This window comes from Caldalkalibacillus salinus (assembly GCF_016745835.1).
In the GTDB taxonomy this organism is placed as follows: Bacteria; Bacillota; Bacilli; order Caldalkalibacillales; family JCM-10596; genus Caldalkalibacillus_A; species Caldalkalibacillus_A salinus.
On record NZ_JAERVL010000015.1, the window covers coordinates 79,993 to 103,489 of the forward strand.

The 23,497-nt window shown below is 43.2% G+C and carries 26 protein-coding genes and 1 other annotated feature; all 26 genes read right to left on the reverse strand.

The window, feature by feature from the left end:
• Positions 1-3: 3 nt before the first annotated feature.
• Positions 4-1,065, reverse strand: a complete 1,062-nt coding sequence (thrC, locus tag JKM87_RS09950) for a threonine synthase (RefSeq protein ID WP_202080204.1) — start codon at positions 1,063-1,065, stop codon at positions 4-6.
• Positions 1,062-2,405: a homoserine dehydrogenase gene (locus tag JKM87_RS09955; RefSeq protein ID WP_202080205.1), complete on the reverse strand. Its 1,344-nt coding sequence runs from the start codon at positions 2,403-2,405 to the stop codon at positions 1,062-1,064. Before JKM87_RS09955 ends, thrC begins: the two co-directional genes overlap by 4 nt.
• A gap of 141 nt (positions 2,406-2,546) precedes the next feature.
• Complete coding sequence (locus JKM87_RS09960) at positions 2,547-2,999, reverse strand: ACT domain-containing protein (protein WP_202080206.1); 453 nt, start codon at positions 2,997-2,999, stop codon at positions 2,547-2,549.
• A gap of 234 nt (positions 3,000-3,233) precedes the next feature.
• Positions 3,234-4,514: a GTPase ObgE gene (gene obgE, locus JKM87_RS09965; RefSeq protein ID WP_202080207.1), complete on the reverse strand. Its 1,281-nt coding sequence runs from the start codon at positions 4,512-4,514 to the stop codon at positions 3,234-3,236.
• A gap of 25 nt (positions 4,515-4,539) precedes the next feature.
• Positions 4,540-5,154 carry a Spo0B domain-containing protein gene (locus JKM87_RS09970; RefSeq protein WP_202080208.1) on the reverse strand — a complete coding sequence of 205 codons (615 nt, stop codon included), beginning with the start codon at positions 5,152-5,154 and terminating at the stop codon, positions 4,540-4,542.
• A 227-nt stretch (positions 5,155-5,381) separates the two neighbouring features.
• Positions 5,382-5,660, reverse strand: a complete 279-nt coding sequence (gene rpmA / locus JKM87_RS09975) for a 50S ribosomal protein L27 (RefSeq protein WP_202080209.1) — start codon at positions 5,658-5,660, stop codon at positions 5,382-5,384.
• Between the two features lie 5 nt (positions 5,661-5,665).
• Positions 5,666-6,007 (reverse strand): ribosomal-processing cysteine protease Prp, encoded by a 342-nt coding sequence (locus tag JKM87_RS09980; RefSeq protein WP_202080210.1) that lies wholly within the window; start codon positions 6,005-6,007, stop codon positions 5,666-5,668.
• 14 nt (positions 6,008-6,021) lie between these two features.
• Positions 6,022-6,333 (reverse strand): 50S ribosomal protein L21, encoded by a 312-nt coding sequence (gene rplU, locus JKM87_RS09985; RefSeq protein ID WP_202080211.1) that lies wholly within the window; start codon positions 6,331-6,333, stop codon positions 6,022-6,024.
• A 15-nt stretch (positions 6,334-6,348) separates the two neighbouring features.
• Positions 6,349-6,439 (reverse strand) — a sequence feature (ribosomal protein L21 leader region).
• 62 nt (positions 6,440-6,501) lie between these two features.
• The gene (locus JKM87_RS09990; protein WP_202080212.1) at positions 6,502-7,998 is read right to left on the reverse strand and encodes an Rne/Rng family ribonuclease; all 1,497 of its coding nucleotides are present in this window, start codon (positions 7,996-7,998) and stop codon (positions 6,502-6,504) included.
• Between the two features lie 48 nt (positions 7,999-8,046).
• Positions 8,047-8,892: a M50 family metallopeptidase gene (locus JKM87_RS09995; protein ID WP_202080213.1), complete on the reverse strand. Its 846-nt coding sequence runs from the start codon at positions 8,890-8,892 to the stop codon at positions 8,047-8,049.
• Positions 8,885-9,664: a M23 family metallopeptidase gene (locus tag JKM87_RS10000; RefSeq protein WP_202080214.1), complete on the reverse strand. Its 780-nt coding sequence runs from the start codon at positions 9,662-9,664 to the stop codon at positions 8,885-8,887. Before JKM87_RS10000 ends, JKM87_RS09995 begins: the two co-directional genes overlap by 8 nt.
• Positions 9,665-9,822: 158 nt before the next feature.
• Positions 9,823-10,101 carry a hypothetical protein gene (locus JKM87_RS10005; protein ID WP_202080215.1) on the reverse strand — a complete coding sequence of 93 codons (279 nt, stop codon included), beginning with the start codon at positions 10,099-10,101 and terminating at the stop codon, positions 9,823-9,825.
• Between the two features lie 58 nt (positions 10,102-10,159).
• Positions 10,160-11,008, reverse strand: coding sequence for an SDR family oxidoreductase (locus tag JKM87_RS10010; protein ID WP_336885161.1), 849 nt, complete (start codon positions 11,006-11,008; stop codon positions 10,160-10,162).
• A gap of 115 nt (positions 11,009-11,123) precedes the next feature.
• A complete protein-coding gene (uxuA, locus tag JKM87_RS10015; RefSeq protein WP_202080217.1) occupies positions 11,124-12,191 on the reverse strand; it encodes a mannonate dehydratase in 1,068 nt (355 codons plus the stop codon).
• 48 nt (positions 12,192-12,239) lie between these two features.
• Complete coding sequence (locus tag JKM87_RS10020) at positions 12,240-13,256, reverse strand: zinc-binding alcohol dehydrogenase family protein (protein ID WP_202080218.1); 1,017 nt, start codon at positions 13,254-13,256, stop codon at positions 12,240-12,242.
• Between the two features lie 16 nt (positions 13,257-13,272).
• Positions 13,273-14,547 carry a TRAP transporter large permease gene (locus tag JKM87_RS10025; RefSeq protein ID WP_202080219.1) on the reverse strand — a complete coding sequence of 425 codons (1,275 nt, stop codon included), beginning with the start codon at positions 14,545-14,547 and terminating at the stop codon, positions 13,273-13,275.
• Positions 14,544-15,023 carry a TRAP transporter small permease gene (locus tag JKM87_RS10030; RefSeq protein WP_202080220.1) on the reverse strand — a complete coding sequence of 160 codons (480 nt, stop codon included), beginning with the start codon at positions 15,021-15,023 and terminating at the stop codon, positions 14,544-14,546. The genes JKM87_RS10025 and JKM87_RS10030 overlap by 4 nt, the downstream gene beginning before the upstream one ends.
• A gap of 65 nt (positions 15,024-15,088) precedes the next feature.
• Positions 15,089-16,096 (reverse strand): TRAP transporter substrate-binding protein, encoded by a 1,008-nt coding sequence (locus JKM87_RS10035; protein WP_202080221.1) that lies wholly within the window; start codon positions 16,094-16,096, stop codon positions 15,089-15,091.
• A 65-nt stretch (positions 16,097-16,161) separates the two neighbouring features.
• Positions 16,162-17,172 carry an ureidoglycolate dehydrogenase gene (gene allD, locus JKM87_RS10040; protein WP_202080222.1) on the reverse strand — a complete coding sequence of 337 codons (1,011 nt, stop codon included), beginning with the start codon at positions 17,170-17,172 and terminating at the stop codon, positions 16,162-16,164.
• 15 nt (positions 17,173-17,187) lie between these two features.
• Positions 17,188-17,745, reverse strand: a complete 558-nt coding sequence (gene hxlB / locus JKM87_RS10045) for a 6-phospho-3-hexuloisomerase (RefSeq protein ID WP_202080223.1) — start codon at positions 17,743-17,745, stop codon at positions 17,188-17,190.
• A gap of 295 nt (positions 17,746-18,040) precedes the next feature.
• Positions 18,041-19,045: a substrate-binding domain-containing protein gene (locus tag JKM87_RS10050; protein WP_202080224.1), complete on the reverse strand. Its 1,005-nt coding sequence runs from the start codon at positions 19,043-19,045 to the stop codon at positions 18,041-18,043.
• Between the two features lie 329 nt (positions 19,046-19,374).
• Positions 19,375-20,172 carry a septum site-determining protein MinD gene (gene minD / locus JKM87_RS10055; RefSeq protein WP_202080225.1) on the reverse strand — a complete coding sequence of 266 codons (798 nt, stop codon included), beginning with the start codon at positions 20,170-20,172 and terminating at the stop codon, positions 19,375-19,377.
• 24 nt (positions 20,173-20,196) lie between these two features.
• Positions 20,197-20,865: a septum site-determining protein MinC gene (gene minC, locus JKM87_RS10060; RefSeq protein ID WP_202080226.1), complete on the reverse strand. Its 669-nt coding sequence runs from the start codon at positions 20,863-20,865 to the stop codon at positions 20,197-20,199.
• A gap of 61 nt (positions 20,866-20,926) precedes the next feature.
• A complete protein-coding gene (mreD, locus tag JKM87_RS10065) occupies positions 20,927-21,445 on the reverse strand; it encodes a rod shape-determining protein MreD (RefSeq protein ID WP_202080227.1) in 519 nt (172 codons plus the stop codon).
• Entirely contained in the window at positions 21,442-22,356 is a 915-nt protein-coding gene (gene mreC / locus JKM87_RS10070; RefSeq protein WP_202080228.1) for a rod shape-determining protein MreC, read from the reverse strand. The genes mreD and mreC overlap by 4 nt, the downstream gene beginning before the upstream one ends.
• A gap of 91 nt (positions 22,357-22,447) precedes the next feature.
• On the reverse strand, positions 22,448-23,458 hold the full coding sequence (locus JKM87_RS10075; protein WP_202080229.1) for a rod shape-determining protein: 1,011 nt from the start codon (positions 23,456-23,458) through the stop codon (positions 22,448-22,450).
• Positions 23,459-23,497: the final 39 nt, after the last annotated feature.

Sequence of the window (23,497 nt, forward strand, 5' to 3'; positions counted from 1 at the left end):
TTGTTACACCTCTTGATGCTTGAATATGAGCTTGGTTAATTCTTCTTCATCTCCAGAAATAGGCTCTAACTCCTGATTGATACTGTCCATAGCTGTGGTAGGATCTTTTAGCCCGTTTCCGGTTAATACAGAAACGATGGTCGCGCCCTCAGGTACCTGTCCTTTATTCGCCTTTTTCAACAACCCTGCAACTGAAGAAGCTGAAGCTGGTTCACAAAAGATACCTTCTTCAGCTGAAAGGAGTTCGTAAGCCTCCCTGATTTGTTCGTCAGTCACATCATCAATGTCACCTTGCGATTCCTCCCGTGCCTGAACGGCTAGATCCCAACTTGCAGGGTTTCCAATACGGATCGCAGTAGCAAAGGTATCTGGATTTTCAATCACTTTATTTTTGACGATCGCAGCGGCTCCCTCCGCTTCGAATCCCCACATATGTGGTGTCTTTGATATCATTTGAACTTGGTGTGCTTCTTTAAAGCCTTTCCAGTAAGCTGATATGTTTCCGGCATTCCCCACAGGAAGAGCAACGATATCCACATCTCTCCCTAACTGCTCTCTTATTTCAAAGGCGGCCGTCTTTTGTCCCTCCAATCGGTAAGGGTTAACGGAATTAACCAATGAGATAGGATGCTTTTCACTTAACTGCCGAACGACCTGTAAAGCCTGGTCAAAGTTCCCTTTAATAGGGATAATGTCGGCACCGTATACCATCGCTTGGGCTAATTTTCCCAATGCCACATAGCCATGAGGAATGACAACGAAACAGGATAATCCTGCTTTAGAGGCATAAGCGGCTGCAGAGGCTGACGTGTTCCCCGTGGAAGCACAAATAACAGCACTTGCGCCCTCCTCCTTGGCTTTAGCTACGGCCATCACCATGCCTCGATCTTTAAAAGAGCCTGTCGGATTCAAGCCTTCTAGTTTGAGATAAACGTGTGCTTGGATTCTGTCAGATAGCTTCTCGGCATAAACGAGCGGTGTGGCGCCTTCCCCTAATGTGAGGCGGGGGGTCTGATCCGTCACAGGAAGTAGGGAAGCGTATTTGTGTAGTAAACCTTGACTCATGCTTGTTTCCCTCCTTCCACTGCGTAACAACTAGCGATATTTTCAATTTCTGTGGACGTTTCAACGTCTTCCATCCATGCTTCGATTGAAGCGAGAGAGACTTTATGAGTAATCATCACCACTTCTGCTCTTTCATTCCCAAGTGGTTTCTGGTATATCTGTGAGATACTCATATCAAAATTGGCGAAAGTCTGGGTAATATAAGCCAGCACTCCAGGTTGATCTTTGACCACTAAACGTATAAAGTATGGCCGATATACGCGGCTATTAGGTTTTAATTTCTTTTCCTTATAAGGGGCAACCATACCGCGTCCGTTCACCCCAAGTCTCAGATTCTTGACCACCGTGATAAGATCCGAAACCACAGCCGTCGCTGTAGGTAATTCACCTGCACCAGGTCCATAGAACATCGTTTCTCCAACTGCCTCTCCATGCACATACACCGCGTTAAATACACCATTCACCGATGCCAATGGATGGGTGTGATGGACGAGTGTCGGTTGTACAGATAATTCAATCTCATCGCCATCTCTTTCAGCCATCCCGAGTAACTTCATTTCATAACCGAAAGACTGACTATAATCAATATCCTCTTTAGTGACACTGGAGATGCCTTTGACTTTGACTTCACTTAGTGAGACATCCGTATGAAAACCCAAGGTCCCTAGTATGGCAATTTTACGGGCAGCATCTAGTCCTTCCACGTCAGCGGTAGGATCTGCTTCCGCATAACCAAGTTCCTGTGCTTGGGTTAAACAAGTCTTATAATCTAGCCCTTCCTGAGACATTCGTGTCAGCATATAGTTTGTGGTACCATTCAGTATCCCCATCATTTTCGTAATGCGATCTGATGATAAACCTTCAACAAGCGCTCTCAAAATCGGTATACCACCAGCCACACTCGCTTCATAGAACAAATCACAATCGTTGTCACTCGCTAGCGTGAGTAACTCGGCACCATGTAAAGCAACGAGATCCTTGTTCGCCGTTACCACGTGTTTACCTTGCTCTAAGGCTTGTGCAATAAGCTGGCGCGCTTCCTCAACGCCTCCCATCACTTCAACGACGATATCGATATCTTCATTCATAACGATATCTTCTGAATTCGTTGTTAAAGCGGCTGCATCAATATCGATTGCACGTTGTTTATCTATGGATTGAACCAATGCTTTTTCAACTTTTATCGTACAGTTAGTTTGATGATACAAATCCTCCTGATGTTGTTGGATGATTCGGTAAACCCCTGTCCCCACCGTACCTAGTCCCAATAAACCAATGTTGATTGTATGGTTCTCACTCGCGTCATTTACTGATGGCTTTAAATTTTTCAGCGCTCTCATCTTGTTCCTCCTTCTCCATAGACCACTATTGGTGGTTTTATCTATATTTTTGTTAACGGTCACTCTTCTTGGGTGTTGTCATCGCTAGTCACATGATCCTTCTTGCCTTCTTATGAGTGAATGATCCTCATCTAGGGGGCATCATGACTGCCCCTGTCCTACAATCACCACTTTTTGAATCCCTTCAATCTGTTTGAGCTCTTCTGTCAACTGTGTGGCTGATAAATTCATATGTGCCGTCTCAACGCTTAGGACAACGTTAGCCAGACCTTGTAAAGGAATGGTCTGGTTAATCGTGAGGACATTCCCTCTGCTCTGCGCGATATAGCTCAGCAGATTAGAGAGCACCCCTGTACGATGATCAAGATTTAACGATATGGTGATAATTTTTTGTTTCATCATCGCATTGAAGGGGTGAACGGCATCTTTGTACTTATAGTACGCGCTTCGACTTAACCCCACACGCTCTACAGCCTGCTGTATCGTTGCAACTTCTCCTCTCTCTAAGGTTTTCTTCGCTTCAATCGTTTTTTGAATGGATTCTGGTAATATATCTGAGCGTATAAGGTAGTAAGTTTCCTTGTTATGCTCCATATTTTTGTCCTCCCTGAAAATACATGCGTTTATTTATAATGGACAATTATAGCAAGCTTTGTGTTAAAATACAATCATTTTTTTATTTTTCTGACCACTCCATTAAAAAAAACACTAGAGTCTCAACTCCAGTGCTTCTTTCAGTCTGTTCCATGACGGTTATATTCGTTTATTTTTTCTCGGTATCATGTGTTGAGCACTTCTGAAGAACTCATTGTCCCTAAAGTTAAATTGTTACTCTGTAAACTCAAACTCATAATCCAAGATACGGACAGTATCTCCATCTTCTGCTCCTAAATCCCTTAGGGCACGGTCAACTCCCATGTTCTTTAAGGTTCGAGCAAACTTCATAACGGATTCTTCATACTCAAACTTAGTCATCTTGAACAGTCGCTCAACCTTCTCGCCAGTGACCACAAAGACTTCTTCATCTTTATGGACCTCAAAGCCTTGGTCCTCCTCTTGGAACCCGTAAGTCACATGTTGCTCTTGAGCGTCCTGTATGGTGTTCTCAAATGTTTGCTCTGGTATGCTATCTAAAAGATCAGCTATACGATAAACCAGTTCTTGCGTCCCTTCCTTGGTTACTGCCGATATAGGATAAACGCTTAGGTCACTGTATGTCTCTTTAAATGTTTGTAAATGCTCATCTGCACCGGGCAAGTCCATTTTGTTGGCGACCACAATTTGTGGTCGTTCTTCCAGACGATAATGATACTCATCGAGCTCTTTGTTAATTTGCTCATAATCCTGTAGTGGGTCGCGTCCTTCAGAACCGGCCATATCAATCACATGAACAATAACACGCGTTCTTTCAATGTGTTTGAGGAATTGGTGACCTAATCCTACACCTTCATGTGCCCCTTCAATCAGCCCAGGGAGATCAGCCATAACGAAGCTTCGCTCTCCAACGTCAACAACACCTAAGTTAGGAGTCAACGTCGTAAAGTGATAGGCGGCGATCTTTGGTTTTGCTGATGTGAGCACCGATAACAACGTTGACTTGCCGACACTAGGAAAACCCACCAACCCCACATCCGCTAATACTTTTAGCTCTAGGGTTACGTAGCGTTCTTGTCCTGGCTCCCCATTTTCTGCATGGTAAGGCGCGGGGTTACGCGGAGTGGCAAACCTTACGTTCCCTCTACCGCCTCTTCCTCCTTTAGCAATAATGGCACGCTGCCCTTGATGAATGAGATCGGCAATGACATCACCAGTGTCTTGGTCAACGACTGTTGTTCCGGGCGGCACACGAACAACCATATCTTTTGCATTCTGACCGTTTTGTTTCTTAGGCTTTCCGTTCTCACCCCTCTTGGCTTTAAAGTGCTTCTGATACCTAAAATCCATGAGGGTACGCAGTCCTTCATCTACCTCTAAAACAATATCCGCACCTTGACCACCGTCTCCACCGGCAGGCCCTCCGTCCGGCTCAAATTTTTCTCGACGAAAAGCAACCATCCCGTTACCTCCGTCACCAGCCTTAATGTATATATTCACTTTATCTACAAACATGCTTGTTTCACCTCTAGGTTTCTTCTCAAACGCGGACGTCATCCACAGGAAGTACAATGGTGACCATCCACTCTTGTGATTCTAATTTTTCACAGTGCATACGTTGATCCTTGTGTCCAATGTCGTTTTCTAATGACTGCAAGGCCTTTCTTGCCTCTCTATGATTAGACTGTCCATCTAACTCTAGACTTAATTCCAAGACATCAGATTTAACATCAAAGCTTAAGTATAGGTTATTGTCCGCTTCCTCGATGCATACGTCTTGAGACAGCTTCAATATGCCTTGTACCCATTCCTTGAGCGTCGGATACTTTACGGTGACCGTACGTAAGTCTTGCTCCTCTTCCAAGTCTAACTCATAATGAAGCTTGACTTTCTTTTGCACCCAATTATATGTCATCAGTTCATAAGCCAGTTCAGCGTCACCAATTTGGCTGATTCTGGACTCATCTTGTGCGTTAAAGATGATACGGTCCATATGTCTTTGGGCATCCTCTATTTTACCCAGAGTGAGATATCCTTTTACAATTTGAATATCATTGAGCCAATCATGACGATAATGCTTCAGCAGATTTAATAATTGTTCTTCTTTATTACTCACCGTTCTCTCCCCCACACTCTTGGCCAGCTTCACTATCATTATGAACATCATATCATTTATCGTGGGTTAAAATCATTATAAACCGTTAAGTCATCGGATAATATTTAGTACTAGTCAAAATGTTGAAGTAAAGAGCAAGCTCCGTTCTCCCATGATGCTTACATCGTTTGATGCATGTTGCATATGTCATTGCTTTTTCATATTTTTATACATAAAAATAACCTCTTCTGAACAATGTTCAAAAGAGGTCTTTAAAGGTTGCTTACTTACGCAGGGTAAACACTTACTTTTTTACGGTCACGCCCAAGGCGTTCGAAGCGAACAACACCTTCTGCTTTAGCAAATAGAGTGTCGTCACCACCGATACCTACGTTCGTACCAGGGTAAATTTTAGTACCGCGTTGACGTACTAGAATGTTACCTGCTTTTACTGCCTGACCATCTCCTCGCTTAGCACCTAGGCGTTTAGAGATTGAATCACGGCCGTTCTTTGTACTACCTACACCTTTTTTCTGTGCGAATAGTTGTAGATTCATTTTAAGCATGTCGTTCACCTCCCATCAATTAACTGTATATAGGGTTTGTATTCTTCATTCATCATAATCGACTCAAACGAAACGATCATTGCTTCTAGTAAGAGTTGCATTTTCTCTTGTGTGTCCTTCTGATCTATACTTGGAAGCACGCAGTGGAGAAAGCCATCTTTTACTTCCGTATAACGATCAAGTGGGATGGCTAGGAGCTTTTCAACAGCGTTGACGGTCCCAATCGAGATCGCAGATACAGCGGAACATATAATATCTTCTCCGGGATTCGCATATAGAGAATGTCCTGTAATCTTGAATGCTGTAATCTCACTTTGAGTGTTTCGCTTGATCCTAATTGTAATCAATTTTCATACCTCAATTAAGCTTTGATATCATCAACCACAACTTTAGTGTATGGCTGACGGTGACCTTGTTTACGACGGTAATTTTTCTTCGCTTTGTACTTATAAACGAGGATTTTTTTACCTTTGCCGTGACGGTCTACTTTCGCAGAGACAGATGCTCCGTCAATAGTCGGTGTTCCGACTTGAACATTACCGTCCTTGTTCACTAAAACGACGTGATCAAACGTGACAGTGTCACCCTCATCTGCGTGAAGCTTTTCGATATAAAGCTCAGATCCTTTTTCAACTTTATATTGCTTTCCACCAGTTTCAATAATAGCGTACATCTCTTGGCACCTCCCTCATATACTCAGACTCGCCAATGCTAGGTGGGTTACTCACATCATTGATATAACCACTTTCGGTACCTAGGATGTGCGGTTACAGTATGCCTGGAGACCCAAGCACACAAAAACTAACACAAATGTAAGCTTACCATATAGCGTATCTAGGTGTCAACCAACCAGCGCTTGTAGCTTTTTACTCACTTCGGCCTCTCGTCCATATAATAGAATGGATACATTGTCACGATGTTGTGTTGGTGACCTGTAAAAGTATAACTTATAACCGACCTCTTTTTCAAGGTGTTTGACCGTTTCCTTGTACTCCCCATTTAAGGCTTTTTCCAGCTGTGGATGTACTTGAAGTAACATCGCTTCTGTGTCCAAATGCCGGTAATCCCAAATGAGCTCTTTGACTTGAGATACGATTGTCGCAGTGGAAAAGGCTTTTCCCGTACCCTCACATTGAGGACAATCCGTCATTAACGTTTCCCGTAGGCTTTGCCTCATCTTTTTTCTTGTAAGCTCAACGAGTCCTAACGAGGTAAATCCTACAACAGTCGTTTTCGTCCGATCTTGCTTCACAGCCTGCCCTAACGCTCGTAAGACTTGTGAGCGCCCTTCTTCATCTGACATATCGATGAAATCAATGATGATGATCCCACCGATATCCCTGAGTCGCAATTGCCTCGCAATCTCCCGTGTGGCTTCAAGATTCGTTTGGCGAATAGTCTGTTCGAGGTTCTGTTTCCCCGTAAACTTACCTGTATTCACATCGATTGATGTGAGTGCTTCCGTGTGGTCAATGATCAGGTAAGCGCCATTTTTTAACCATACCTTTCTCCGTAATGCTTTATCTAACTCTGATCGTAATCCAAAGAAATCAAGCATGTTTTCTTTTTCAGTATAAAGTTGGATTTTGCTTTCAAGTTCGGGATAATGCTGTACTTTCTTCTGAAGGGTTTGGATTGCGCTTCGGTCGTTCACAACGCAAGCGTGAACGTCTACAGTCAACAAGTCTCTTACGATTCTGGAAAGGACGTCCCTCTCCTCATAAATCAGTTGTTTGGGCTGAGCACCGTGAGCCTCTTTCTGTAAGGCATGCCACTGATCTCGTAAATTATCGATATCTTGTTTCAGTTCCGCTTCAGACACTTCAGCACACGCCGTACGTAAGATCAGTCCCTCACGATCTTGTATAAAAGACTCTCCTAACTGTTTCAATCGTTCTCGTTCTTCCTCAGAAGTAATCTTACGTGACACTCCGACGTAACGACCAAAAGGCATGTAAACGAGGTAACGCCCTGGGAAGTTCAGGTTTGTTGTGACTTTAGGCCCTTTCGTCCCCGTTGCTTCCTTTTGTATTTGGACTAAAACCTCCTCACCCTGTGTCACCAGTTGCTGGATGGGAGGGAGTCTCTCTTCCGTAAAACGATTAATGTCGTTGATAGGATAAGCTTCGTTCACATGGAGAAACGCGTTTTTCTCTGTCCCTATATCGACAAAACATGCTTCCATACCGGGTAAAACATTTTCAACTTTTCCTTTATATATGTGGCCAACTTGCTCTTTTATCTCTGTTCGTTCAACCCAATACTCGATGGGTTTATCGTGCTCAGTTAGAATCACTTTCGTTTCGTCTAATAGACGCTGTATGTACAGTTTCTTCACTTACTTCGCACCTCATTTTTACATTAAGTCCTGCCGCTCCTTCCTATTTTACCTCAAAAGTCGTTGCACTGTACAATGACTACGTTGTTTTTCAAAGTAGTAAGACAACATCTCCTCTTCACTAAACAAATAAACGAATTGATTAGCCTGCATGACGAAAAAGTAATGGCTCTTATGTCTAAACATTTTCTCCAATGCAGTATGCAAGGTGTCATAGGGAGACACATGGACGCTAGTGGTATCTAAGGGGAAGTCATCTTTTTTACCATAGTGACGGTGCATCAGAAAACGAAGAAACTGAAATGAAGACTGTTTAAATTCAATATAAATAGAAAAAACAAGAAAGACAGAAATCATCCATAAATACAACGCTTGTGGCATAACAAAAAGCACAACTAGGATATATAAACTGACGCCAAACAAACTGATCCAGAGGGTCCATTTGACGGCTCGATAATACGGGAGTAGCAGGCATAATAGTAGCTGTAGGCAACGCCCACCATCCAATGGCCAGATCGGTAAAAGGTTAAATAATAAAATGACGGCGTTAACATTGAGAAAAGCGTATGCGAAGGGCTCTTCCCAAACACCGACCTGCAGTAAACCATAGCCTGCTCCGAGCATGATCACATTGGTAAGAGGACCGGCTAGGGTGACCATCCACTCTTCCTTCATCGGAGCCGTCCCATACTCATCAATTTCAGCCACACCGCCAATTGGTAATAACTGTATTTTCCTTACTCTCCATCCAAGGAAATGGGCTGTTAATGCATGTCCTAATTCATGGATAAGAACGACAGTAAATAATAGCAACACTTCGTATATAAAGTCGTAGACAAGTGCGATGAATACGATTAAGAAAAACAGTGGATGTACAGCAAGGCGGTTAGTCAAAGGGAATCACGTCCAAAGGATCAATAAATTTAGAGTCTTTTTTTAAAGCAAAGTAAAAGGTCCCGTCCTGTGACTCTTCATCAACCCGTGTGTAACCGACGACATCCCCTTGCTGCACCCAATCGTGTAGGGCAATGTTGGCATCTTTGATCTGGGCATACCAAGATTCTTCGCCGTCACCATGTTCAATAATGATGGTAAACCCAAGACCTTCCTTTTCACCTACAAAGGTCACCCACCCTTCTTTTATCGCTTCAACGGGTAATGAATCTGTCGTTCCAACCATAATGCCTTGCTGCGTTTGTCCAAAATTGGACACGACCTTCCCCGCGCTCACCGGAACACCATAATCTGATGGCGGAGGCTCTGTTTCTGGACGTTGTACGATTTGGGGTAAAAACGTCACCTCACTTCCTGTATAAGATTCCATCCACGCAGTGACACCTTGAACATTAAAATCTCTTTGAAGCACTTCAGTCATATAACCTTGGACTTCCAATAGCTCAGGTCTGTCCGATTCCAAAACAAAGTACCCCGCACCCACAATTAACAAGGAGATAAATATTTTAAATAATAGTGGCAATACCCCCTTGTGATCCATTCTTTCTTCTGGTTCGTTATAGTCAAAGTAAGTATGATAAGCATCCTGTTGAGTGCTCATGGTCTTTTGAAACGGGGTGCTGGTTTCATGTAAACGTTGTTTCTTCCGAAGAAGTCGTAGACGCTCGGCTCTTCTCTTTTTGATTCCTTCTTTATAATTTTCGAATTCCATATCTTCACCCCTCAACCAATGATCTACTTGGTACATAATATGCTTGTCTGTAGAAAACATGACTGCCAACATGAAAAAAACCCTACCAGTTGAGGCAGAGTTTAGGTTAAGTTTAGGTTGAGAATATTTACCATTTTCTGTCTGTTATCATGTTGTCATTATTCTAAGTGACCTTTTGGGTGCTCTCTTATGGGATCAGCAAATTCATCATGACGCTCGGATGCTTCGTGTAACTGTTCATTTTCGTAGGAGAAGCGGGGGTTAACTTCTTCACCTGTATCCCATCCAGACGTTTTCCCTAACATTGTATTGGTAGCAGAGCCATAAGGTCCCTCAGGAAACTCTTCTAAAGTTCTGGAATGCACGTAGTTATACTCTGTAGACAATGGTGTGTACTTGTTACGCTCTCCTTTGTTTTCTAAAGATTTTTTGCCCATATAAAACCCTCCCTTTCGTTTAATTTTCCGCTAAGGAGGGTTTCTATACGACATACGCCTACACGCCTGAGTAGGCCATAAAACCGCCATCTACGGGTATGGTCACACCAGTTACGAATCTAGACATCTCCTCGTCACATAACCACATGAGCGTACCTAACAAATCTTCCGGTTCTCCAAATCTGCGCATCGGCGTATGAGAGATAATTTTATGAGAGCGATCCGTTAAAGACCCATCTTCATTCAACAAAAGTTTCCGATTTTGGTCCGTTAAGAAAAATCCTGGCGCGATGGCGTTGACCCTTATACCAGACTGTGCCATATGAACAGCCAGCCACTGGGTAAAATTATCAATGGCCGCTTTGGCCGCACTGTATGCTGGTACCTTTGTCATAGGGGAGGGGGCACTCATCGACGACATATTGATGACAACTGCTTCATCTTTTTCAACCATTTTTTTTAAGAAGACCTGTGTTGGGATCACTGTTCCCAGTATATTCAGGTTAAAGACGTGTTGGAATCCTTCTTCCTTCATATCGAAAAAAGTGGAAATACCGTCTCTATCAAGGTCTTCTGTTTGAAAGGTTTCGTTGGTGGTGGTGCCGTCGGGATGGTTTCCCCCAGCGCCATTAATCAGAATATCACAAACACCGAATGCTTCTGTGATTTTCTGTTCTGCTTCAATCACGCTTTCCACCTTTAACACATCACAAGCAATAGCTAAGGCCTCTCCACCTGCGTCTTTAATGTCTGCCTCCACTTGCTTTCCTTTTTCTGCGGTGCGGTTGAGAATGGCCACCTTAACGCCTTGTCGCCCTAACTCTCTAGCCATTGCGCTACACAATACACCACTTCCTCCCGTCACAACTGCCACTTTCCCTTTTAAGTTCTCATTCAAAGATAGCACGTTATTAAGCCTCCCTTTTTGACTGTTCATCAAATGCTCATAGCAAGATGAACGTTTGGTTAAAACGATGCATTTTTTTAATTCAAGCTCGGTTTGACATGATGAATAGCTCCACCTATGCTTGTTTCATACGCTCTAAAGAATCCCAGATTCCCCATAGATACATGATGCCGAGTGCTCGATCATAAAGGCCATATCCAGGTCGACACACCTCGTCCCAAAGGTGTCTTCCGTGGTCGGGGCGGGCATATCCTGTATAACCGTTCTCATGGTAGGCCTTCACAATGTCGTAAATGTCGACGGACCCATCCTGCGTCCGATGGGACGTCTCGATGAAATCACCATTTTCATAAATTCTCAAGTTGCGAATATGGGCAAACGGAATGCGATTAGCAAAAGCTCGTACCATCTCAGCCACATCGTTATCTTTGTTTGCTCCGAGTGATCCACTACATAACGTTACGCCATGATAAGGACTATCCACGAGGTTCAACAGTCGCTCTATATTCGCTTTGTTGGTTATAATACGTGGAAGACCAAAAACAGACCATGGTGGATCATCCGGGTGGATGGCCATTTTAATATCATGTTCTGCCGCTACAGGGATAATTTGTTCTAGGAAATAGGCAAGATTGGCCCATAAATCTTCCTCAGTGACGCCTTCATAAGCTTTAAAAAGCTGAGTCAAATCAGCCAAACGTTCTGGTTCCCATCCAGGCATGGTTAATTCCGAGTTTTCAGCAATCTGTTTCACTAAATCAAAGGGGTCTACATCATGAATCTTGGAACCCTCATAAAACAACGCGGTAGACCCGTCTTCAAGTGGCTTTGCTAAATCGGTTCTTAACCAATCAAATATGGGCATAAAATTATAACAAATGACTTTTACCCCTACTTGTGCTAATTTTTCAATCGTTCGCTTATAGTTCTCTATATACTGATCTCTTGTCGGTCGCCCCAACTTAATATCCTCGTGTACATTCACACTCTCTACTACATCAATATGTAGATCGTTAGCGTCCGCTTGCGCTTTCACTTTTTGTATCTTTTCCATGGGCCATTCTTCCCCTGCAGGAACATCATGTAAAGCCCAAACGATTCCTTCTACACCCGGAATTTGTTTGATCTGTTGGAGTGTGACATGGTCGTTGTTTTCCCCAAACCATCTAAACGTCATTCTCATCATAAACCCTCCCTAACATGTTGTTGCTAGCTGTCTAGTTGTTCTTCATTAAAAAGTCATAACCGCTTTTCGTACTTCATCAGGATAACGTTCAATATATTCCAAGGCTTCCTGGATGTCCTCCACAGGGAACGTGTGAGTCACCATCCCATCGACGTTCAATTCTTTTTGATTTAAGCGTTTAATGACATTTGGGAATTGATTCGTTTGTAAGCGTGAACCAACCACTGTAAGTTCTTGCTTCGTTAGTGGTAATTGCGGTATAGCTGACGTTTGCTCCGTAAAGCCTAGCACTACGATACGACCTGCATTCGAAGCCACTCGTACCCCAAGTTCAAATGTGTGGGGAATACAAACCGCATCGATGACAACATTCGCTCCTTCTCCGGAAGTGAGTGACATGATTTCCTGTTCCACGTCTTTATTACCTGCATGGATCACTTCATCTGCCCCACTCTGTTTCGCGAATGCTAATCGTTCCTCACTTAAATCGGTGATATAACACTTGGCTCCTAGTAATTTAGCCATCTTCAAACAACAGATCCCTATGGGACCCGCCCCTTGAATCAATACCGAGTCACCCTCTTGAACTTGGCCCCGCCAATTCGCTTGGGCCCCGATGGTAAAAGGCTCCACTAAAACGGATGCTTGATACGGTACGTCCGGTTCTACTTTGTGCAGGTTTGCACTGGGGACAACAATATATTGCTGCATGCCCCCATCTCGATGGACACCGTAAACTTCAAGATTCTGACAAACGTTACTGCGTCCATTCCTACATGCATAACATGTTCCGCATGTATCGATGGGTTCTAGTACCACCTTATCCCCTGGTTTTAATGTATTCACCTGCTCGCCAATCTCGACGACCTCTCCTGTCACTTCATGTCCGATGACTCGAGGATACGTCGCTAGAGGATTCGTACCATGGTAGATGTGCATATCTGAACCGCAGATGCCAACCATTTTGATCTGTACGAGCACCTCATTTTTTTCTCTTATTTCTGGTTTCTCTTTCTCTATGACCTCAATAGAACCCGCTTCCTTCACACTTACGGCCTTCATGATGTCGCCTCCTTCTTTAATCAATCACATTTGGTAAGAATAAGGTTAACGCTGGAATAAATGCTACGAGTAATAGTACGATTAAACTTACAATTAAGAATGGGACTAACGCTTTTGTTGTTTCCCATATTGAAATTTTACCGATACTTGATGCGACGAATAGGCACACCCCAACTGGTGGTGTAGATAGCCCTATAATTAATGTCAGCACCATTAAAATGCCAAAGTGTACAGGTTCCATCCCTATCGTTGTCGCTACGGGTAACAGTACAGGGAACAAAATCACTAGCGCTGCGATCGTCTCCATAAACGTACCCACGAATAAAAGCAAAAGAATAATCAGCAGAGTCACGAGTATAGGGCTCTCTGTTATACTTAATATCGTGTCTGCCACTAAAATTGGAATTTGCTCACTCACGAGGATCCACCCGAATAAATTGGCAAATCCAACGAGCATCAAAATGGCCGACGTACTCACCATTGAATCGAGTATAATCTTAGGAATTTGTTTTAGTTTTAAATTTTTATATACGAATAGACCAATGACGAGGGCGTATAAGACAGCCACAATGGATGCTTCGGTAGGGGTGAAAAAACCACCTAAAATCCCGTATAATATAATGAATGTCATAAGGATAGCCCAAAATGCACCGAAAAAGGATTTGACAATCACAAGGAACGGCTTTCGCTCTTCTTTGGGATACTGACGCTTAACGGAAATGGCGTATGCCACAATCATAAGTCCAACCCCTAATAAGACGCCTGGTATAGCCCCCGCTAGGAATAAGTCACCGATGGATACACCCGCCAGTGTTCCCACGATAATGAGCGGTAAAGAAGGTGGAATGATCGGTCCTACGGTGGATGATGATGACGTGACAGCAGCCGAAAAACCTGCATCATAACCTTCTTTCTTCATCGAGGGGATCATCACAGAACCGATACTGGCAGTATCCGCAAGTGCCGTGCCTGAAATCCCAGCGAATCCCATGGATGAACCGATGTTCGCCAGCCCTAATCCTCCACGAATATGTCCCACAACATCATTAGCAAATCGGATGATACGTTCTGTTATCCCACTTGCGTTCATTAAATTGCCAGCTAAAATGAACCCGGGAATACACAACAGCACGAAGGAATTAATCCCTCCAAATATGCGTTGGGGTATGATGTTCAACCCGATATCTGCCACGAGTAGATAAATGAGTGAAGATATCCCTAAACTGAAGGCGATAGGAATACCCAAACACATTAAAAGTAGAAAAGAGAGGAAGAGTACGAGTGCCATCATGATTGTTCACCCCGTTTCTGCTTAGAAGAAAAAAGTTCAATGATATTCACTAGTGCATAAAATCCTATGAGCAAAGACGACAAGCCAATACTAGCATGAATCCAAGACATGTCGATGGCCATGGTTGCAGACGTTTGCCCTTGACCGATGATCATAAAGTTATAACCCTCATAAGCGACAACAAAACTAATGCCAACGACTATTAAGGTTGTAAATGCCTGATAATAATGGCGAGATGTGTCCGGAATGGCGTTCAATATTAAATCGATACTAATGAACTCTTGACGTTTCATCGCAATCGGTGCGCCAAAAGCCACAGCGTAAATAAATAAAAACCTCGTTAATTCTTCTGTCCAAACGGCGGAAAATGGAAGAAATCTTGTAGAAATTTGAATCATGACCACAGTGATTATACCGATAAAACAAAGCGTAGTTAATATCTCCAAAGTACGGTCTAATAGTTTTAGCGGCTTCATATTGTCAACGCCTTTCTGTTAAAGAGGCCTACCAACGTCTAGTTGATACGCCTCTACACGTTAATTTACTCTACTTCTAATATCTTTTGGTAAAGCTCGAATTGCTCTTCTGTTAATGACGCTTCAATGGCTGGTTCCATCACTTTGCGGAAGGCATCTTGATCTACCTCATGGAATGTCATTCCTTCTGACTCTAGTAATTCATGATAGTGTTGAATTTCTTCCTCGAATAATTGATCACCATACGCCTTGGCTTCCTCGGCAGCTTCCAAAACAGCTGCTTGAAGGTCGTCCGATAAAGCTTCGAATTGGTCATTTCCAACGACCACATAAATCCAAGAGTAAACGTGTTCTGTTAAATTAACATAATCCTGTACTTCATATAATCCACCACTGTGAATGAGGTCTACAGGGTTTTCTTGTCCATGGATGACTCCTTGTTGAAGTCCTGTGAATACCTCATTGAAGTCCATTACTTGTGGACTAGCCCCTGCCGTTTCCCATGCATCCATGAATAATGGCACGTTTGGCACACGCATTCTAAATCCATCTAAGTCATTTGGGCTTGTAATCGGTTCATTTGATGTTAAATTACGTGGTGCACGCTCCATGTAAAATAACGGGGTCACACCCACTTCTTCAATGATGTCTTCTTCAATCTCGCGGCCGATGTCCCCCTCTACCACTTTGCTTAAGTGATCGCTGTCACGAAAGGCGTAAGGAACGGCTAATAGAGCCGCTTTTGGAGCCCAGTTTTGCATCGTTTCTCCCGTAATGAGTAAATCTACATTTCCAGAACGAATACTGTTTAACGTGTCCGTTTCCCCACCTAATTGGTTATTAGGATAGATACTAATGTCAATTTGACCATCCGTTTTTTCCTTCACTAACTCTGCGAACTTTAATGATGTTTCATGCCAAATGTGATCCTCATCCGCTAAGTGACCCATTCTCCATTTAATGGTGTCACCAGAGTCCCCTCCCTCATCCGTTGATGCCGTATCGTTTCCTCCACAAGCTGTAAGTAATAAGGTAAAAGCAGTCAATAACATGAACAATTTGATGTTTTTCATTTTGAGTTTCCCCCTTATGTTTGTATGCTGATATGTGAACGGTTTGTTAACCGCTTACAACATTGTCATTGCATTAAATAATCATTGATCGTTTTTGTGATGGTGACACCTTCTCGTAGGGCTTGTTCCTCTTTTAACTGCTCAGGCTCACCAGGAACGAGTACTTTCTCAAAGCCTTTTGCCGGCTCAACCTGATGAATGTCATCAATCATTTGGTCCATTGAATCTAAGAAATCGTCGACATTCGTAAACATTGCAGGATTGATCGTCATGATGAAATGCCCTAGCTTACGCTTTTTGTCGTAATCTCCATACATCTTTGTTATATTTGGTCCAAATGAGGAACCGGTAAGTACACCGGATAGAATATCCACCACCATCCCTAGTCCGTACCCTTTCGGCCCTGCAAATGGCAGGAGGTAAGACACATCATGAGGGTTTGTTGTTGCTTGACCTGAAGCATCAACCCCCCAATTATTCGGTATGTCCTTTCCGGCTTCACGCGCGTGAAGGACCTTCCCAAAAGCGACATGACTTGTAGCCATATCTAGTACGACTGGTTTATGGTTTCTAGCCGGAAAGCCGTACGCAATAGGATTTGTTCCAAAATAAGGCTTGGCTCCTCCAAATGGGACGACAATGTTATCCGTATGCGTCACTGCCATGCCAACGATATTTTCCTCTGCTGCTTGCTGTACAAAATAAGATAAAGCGCCGCAATGGCTGCTATTTACGATTCCGATCGTGCCAATACCATTCTTTCTAGCCATGTCGATGGCTTGATCCATCGCTTCCTTCATGACGACGTGGCCCATGCCATCATCACCATCAAAGGTGGCGGAACAAGGACCCGTTTCTTTCATAGAAAACAAAGGGTTGGGGTTTATGCTACCTTCTTTCAGCCGTCTGACATAATGTTCCGTACGGAGAACACCATGGGAACTCACCCCGCGTAAATCTGCATGAACTAAAACGTCGGCCACAACCTCAGCATGCTCTTGCACTAACGATGCATCTGTTAATTTCTCTATGACTAATTTTTTCAGATTCTGTGGTGACATTTGCACATCTGTCATCGTCTTCTTCCTTCCTTATTCTAAGTTTGCGTGCCTGTTTCTCATATCTTCTTGAATGTCATTCGTCTCTTTTTTTCTTAGACTGTCAATAATGATGGCGTCTAGCATCAAATGTAGGCTTTGGTCAAATTGATTACCTAACGGTTGTATGGTTTTGGGCTCATGTTCATGACGATATTTCGTTGCGGCCGGAATCGTCAGTAGGGTGTCACTTAGCGATGCTAGTGGTGAGGTCGGTTGTGCCGTGACGGCCAGTACACGGGCACCCGCTTTATGTGCCTTATTGGCAAACTGGACCATTTGTTCAGTTTTGCCTGAGCCTGAAATGGCCACTAACAAATCGCCTCTGTTGATACTGGGGGTGATCGTTTCACCGACGACGTAGACGGTAAAGCCCCCGTGCATCAGTCTCATGGCAAAGGCCTTCCCCATTAAACCTGATCTTCCCTCACCTAGAACAAAGATACGTTTTGCCTTTTGAAGCGCGTGACTTACCTGGACCGCCTGGTTCTCATTCACGTTTAACAGGACTTCTTTCACTTCATTGGCTATTGTTTTTATCGTTGTCTTCAAATCGCCAGCACCTCCTTCAACCTTCTTGCTGCCTCTGTGACGTAGTCCGTCTTCGTCATTCCCCTTCCATCATATCGTCGGGCGTTATCATATGGGCCACGAGCGTATTTTCCGTCTTTCTACCTACCTATCCATCCGTTCTTTCTCTCCCAGCTTAACTAACACATCTTCAAGGTAAGGAAGCCCTTCGTTATCACCAGAGACACTAACAACCATCGAACCGATCACATTGGCAAAATATAATGAATCTTCTAGTGACTTTCCATGAAGATAAGAGTATTTTGCATAAGTGACATTATGTTGATTGCCTATGTTTTAATGTCGGTTCAAACCGAAGAATATACTCTTGCTCCGTTTCGTCCGATTGACTTATTAACTGTAGGAGTATACAAGCTGCCTTTTTTCCCATTTCAAAAGCGGGTTGGGCCACAGTCGTCAGTGCTGGGTTAAAAAGACTGGCAAAAGACACATCATCAATCCCTACAATCGCTAAATCATCTGGAATCGTCAAATTCTCCTCTTTTATATAGGCCAATGTTTCCATCAGAACGAGGTCATTGGCGAGGACTAGCGCTTTTGGCGGTTTGGACAAGGAGAGCATATCTTTCAAAGATGATTGAATATACACAGGCTCGGCACTCTTAATATAGGATTGATTAACGTCTATCCCGTGCTTCAACAGTGCTTGTTTGTAGCCATTAATACGTTCAACACGAGGGGGTAAATGATTAACGATAGATGCTGTGATGATCCCGATATCTTCATACCCGCTTGCAATAAGGTGTTCCACAGCTAGGGAACTAGCTTTCTCGTTATCTAGCATAAGCGTATGTACAGGTAGACCCTCTACCACTCTATCCACAAATACTAAAGGAAATGTCTCATCTACCATTTGCTCGTAAAGGGTTATATTTCGACCGGTGGGAACAACAATTAATCCGTCTACTTGTTTGGCTCGTAACATATCTATGTATTTCTTTTCCTTCACTGGATCATCATCGGCATTACAAACGATGACATGAAAATCATGCTCGTGACAGAAATCCTCGATGGCTCTGATCAATTGTGTTGAGAATGAGTGCAAAATGTTAGCAACGATGACGCCAATTGTAGACGTTTTTTTCTGTTTCAAGCTTCGCGCAACGTAATTTGGTTGGTAGCCTAATTGACGAATGGCTTGCTCAATGCGCGTCTTTGTGTCCTCTCCCATGTAATCATAGCGTTTGTTAATATATTGGGAGACTGTACTTTTTGAAACGTTTGCCTCATTGGCAACATCTGACATTGTAACTCTTTTCATCTTTACTCCTTCAACATTATCGTTTGCGATTCACTAAATCGGTTTAGTAAATCGGTTTAGTTGTATTGTAATTGTAAGCGTATACAAAATCAAGAGATATCTTAATCTTTTTATCTTTTTATAAAAATACTCTTGAGTACGGACATTGGGCAAAGATCAAGGCGAATGTCTTTTAATAGAATTCACAGGTGGAAATCATAAAAGGCGGGATCATAAAAAAAGACCGCCCTTAGTGGCGTAAGGGTGGCCTGGTCCTTATGATAACTTTCCTAAGTGTCCTAGGAGAAAAGTTTTTTGAGCACGCAAGCGTTGATAGGCTTGTATGCTTTTTAGGCTCGCATGCCAAACATGCGTTTCATTTTAGAGAAGACGCCTTCATCTTCATCTAGATTCATGAGTGGTATAGAGTCTCCAAGTATTCTTCTGGCAATGTTATTGTAAGCAATAGAAGCTTTTGAATGAGGATTCATGACAGTTGGAATCCCCTCATTAGAAGCTCTAATCACATGTTCATCATCCGGAACGATGCCCAGTAAATCAATGGCCAGAATGTTGACTATTTCATCAACGTCAAGCATCTCACCTTTTCTCATCATTTTAGGTCTAATTCGGTTGATGACAAGACGTGGTGCTTCCATCTTCTCAGCCTCAAGTAAGCCAATAATACGATCAGCATCTCTAACGGCTGATTTCTCCGGTGTTGTCACTACTACGGCACGATCCGCACCGGTTACAGCATTACGGAATCCTTGCTCAATACCTGCGGGACAGTCAATGATAATATAGTCAAAGTCCTGCTTTAATTCCTGAATGATCTTTGAGATTTGCTCTGGTTCAATGTCATTTTTGTCCTTTGTCTGTGCTGCAGGCAGGAGATAGAGTTCTTCTACATCTTTGTGCTTAATGAGGGCTTGTTTCAGTCGGCATGACCCGTCCGCTACGTCTACTAAATCATAGATAATACGATTCTCAAGCCCCATAATGACATCTAAGTTGCGTAAGCCGATGTCTGTATCAACTAAGCAAACTTTCTTACCTTGCATGCCCAAAGCGGTTCCTAAGTTAGCTGTCGTCGTTGTTTTTCCCACGCCACCCTTACCAGATGTAACAACAATCGCCTCTCCCACGTCATTGACCTCCTTCATTGATGGTTACATAATCGGTATGATATTCGGTCTCTTCTCTGTTAGTTTGTGTAGCTTGTCCACCAATATTTGTTGTCCCTCAATATAAGCAAACTCCATTTCATACTCATCTTCTTCCCACTGGTCCGGTGGGCGACTCACAATCGTTGCGATACGCAACTGCGTCGGTTGTAACACAGAAGCTGAGATAATGGCGCCTTCATCACCAAGGTAACCCGCATGTGCCATTCCACGTAGGGCGCCTAGTACGTAAATATTACCACTCGCTTGTATGCAACCACCAGGGTTTACATCCCCTAGTATTAGTGTATTTCCTTCTATTTCATAGACTTGTCCAGAACGTATCGTTTTTGGTATGACCTTGACATCCGCATATTCCTTGGCATGCTGTATCTGATCCTTTGTCACTAGTTCACTTTCAATTTTATTGACGACCAAGTTGCCTTTGGAACGTATCATGTCCTTGAGCTCTTGTTCCTGCTCATGGCGGAGATAGCGATAGCCAAGATGAACGGTAACCTCGATTAAAGGTCCTTTTTCAAAATGATGACGGCTCGTGTCTAATTTATCGTTGAGCTCAGCTAGTAGCTCTTGGTAGGAGCATGCATCGTCCATATGGAAGACTAGGCCATCTTTGGTGCCTTTTATGGTTACAAGCGGTTTTGTTGTCGTCATCCAAAGATCACCCCACCCCTATTGATTTCAACAGTCATGCCTATTATCCTGCTCAATCTTATTATGTATTTTCTTCTTCTTCCTTCATCTGTAATAAAATCATACGTACGGGATAAGACACAAGCAAAGCAAATATAAAGTTGAGAACTAACGTTGGAATGACTTTGTTAAAGAAGAAAAAGTCTAGTTCAACTGATACAAATCCGATCAACGTCAGCAATCCGTAAACTAAAAACTCATGCAACACGAGTGACACGAGCACTGTCGATATAATAATAATTAAACTCTGTTGAAAAACCTTAAAAGTCAATCCACTAAAGTAACCAACAAGGGCCATGGAGAACGCGTATATACCGATAACGCCACCGTAGACGACATCATAGATCAATCCAAAAAACAAACCGATAAAGAGCCCTTGAATACGCCCTAAAAATAAAGCCGAGAAAATCAGGAGCACCACAACAAAACGTGGAATCATAAGGATCTGAATCCCCCACCGGTCTGGAGAAAAGACTTGGACTATCGTACCTTCGATGACAAACAAAAAAAACATGGTCAAGAGTAAGAGAAAGTGGGTCATGCTCCCTCCTCCTCTGTGTCTTGGGTATCCTCATCTTCCTGTCCTTCTTCATCTTCTTCTGAGAGATCAAGTTCAGGGAGAAAATCACGCTCGACCACATAAACGTAATCTAACCGATCGATATTAGCCGCCGGTTTGACCAAAGCCGTTTGGGTTAATCCGTAGTCATCTGGGATAACATCGATGACTTCACCAATAAATAAACCTCGGGGCATGACACCCCCAAGTCCAGATGTGATCACTGTTTGCCCTTCTTCTAGTGGAGCATCCATCCGCACCATCCGTAGGTTTAACGCTTCACGTTCTACATCGTAACCCTCAATAATGCCTTGGACCTCCTCTTGACCCTGTACGATCGCAGACACATTAATATTGCGATTACCGTCTGTTAACAATTCAACAATAGAAGACAATTGGGATACACTTTTCACTCGTCCAACAAGGCCTTGTGGCGTGATGACAGCCATATTGGGTTCGATACCGTGTGTTTCTCCCATATTAATAGTGACATGCTGATACCAGCGATCAGGTGACCTCATAACGACTTCAGCAGGGCGTAGCTGATAGTCAGTAAGGTCTGACTCGACATCTAGTAGCTGCTGTAGACTCTCATTTTGCGCTTCTAAATCTCTGATACGAGCCATGAGTTTGGCATGTTCCTCTAGGTTTTCTTTTAAACGTTCATTTTCGGTGTACATCACTTTCATCTCATTTATGTTCTCAAAGAAACCCGCTACACTTCGAGCGGGCTTATACGTCATGTATTGAAAAAAACCGACGGTATCTCTTAAAAACTTTTCAGGCCATGTCGGATATGGGCGTTCTTTCATTGATACCCCAACAACGGCGACCATCGTAATCATACTAACCAAAAGCACAATTAACCTTTTATTTGAAAAAAAGGATGGCAACGTCTAACACCTACTTATCTCTTCATCTATAGATGTGTCTAATCATTTATATGAGGACATCATATTGTATAAAATATATTTAAATTATATACTATTTTTTTGACTTCGGGTTAAATTTGTACTCCAAGAATCTCCCTGTACCAATGGCCACACAGTCTAATGGATCTGTGGCAACAATCACAGGAATACCCGTTTCTCGTAATATAACATGGTCTAAATTATGAAGTAATGCACCGCCCCCTGTAAGCACGATACCACGGTCCATAACATCAGCAGCTAATTCGGGTGGCGCCTTTTCCAACGTGACGCGCACAGCTTCAATGATAGAATCCACTGTATCAGAGAGCGCTGAAGCTATCTCCTTCGCTGTTATCGCGATCGTCTTAGGGAGGCCCGATACAAGGTCACGTCCTCTAATCTCCATATCTAAAGACTCATCTACTTCACCGGCAGAACCAATCTCCATTTTAAGTAACTCGGATGTTCGTTCACCGATCGTGAGACTATATTTTTTACGCACGTATTGCATAATAGCATCGTCCATTTCGTCGCCTGCCACTCTAATGGATTGACTCGACACGATACCACCTAAGGAGATGATGGCCACCTCTGTCGTACCTCCACCGATATCAACGACCATACTACCTGTGGGCTCCCACACAGGTAAGTCAGCTCCGATAGCAGCTGCCAAAGGTTCTTCAATCGTTTCGACTTCCTTCGCTCCCGCTAGCTTCGTCGCTTCTTTTACTGCTCTTTTTTCAACTTCTGTTATACCATTAGGGACACACACGACGACGTTTGGCTTTTTGGAAAAAAGGGTCCGTCTTTTCTGGGCTTGGGTCATAAAATATTTCATCATTGTTGCTGTTGTATCGAAATCAGCGATAACCCCATCTTTCATGGGTCGACTAGCCACGATGCTCCCTGGGGTCCGCCCAAGCATGTTTTTAGCTGCGTTACCGACCGCTTCAATAGCCCCGGTATCGTTATTAATAGCGACAACGGACGGTTCGCGTACGATGACACCTTTTCCTTTGACATAAACCAACGTATTTGCCGTACCTAAATCAATCCCCATATCTCTCGTAAAGCCACTAAACATCTGTGCAAGCTCCCTTCTTGTTCGCTAAATCTATGAAGT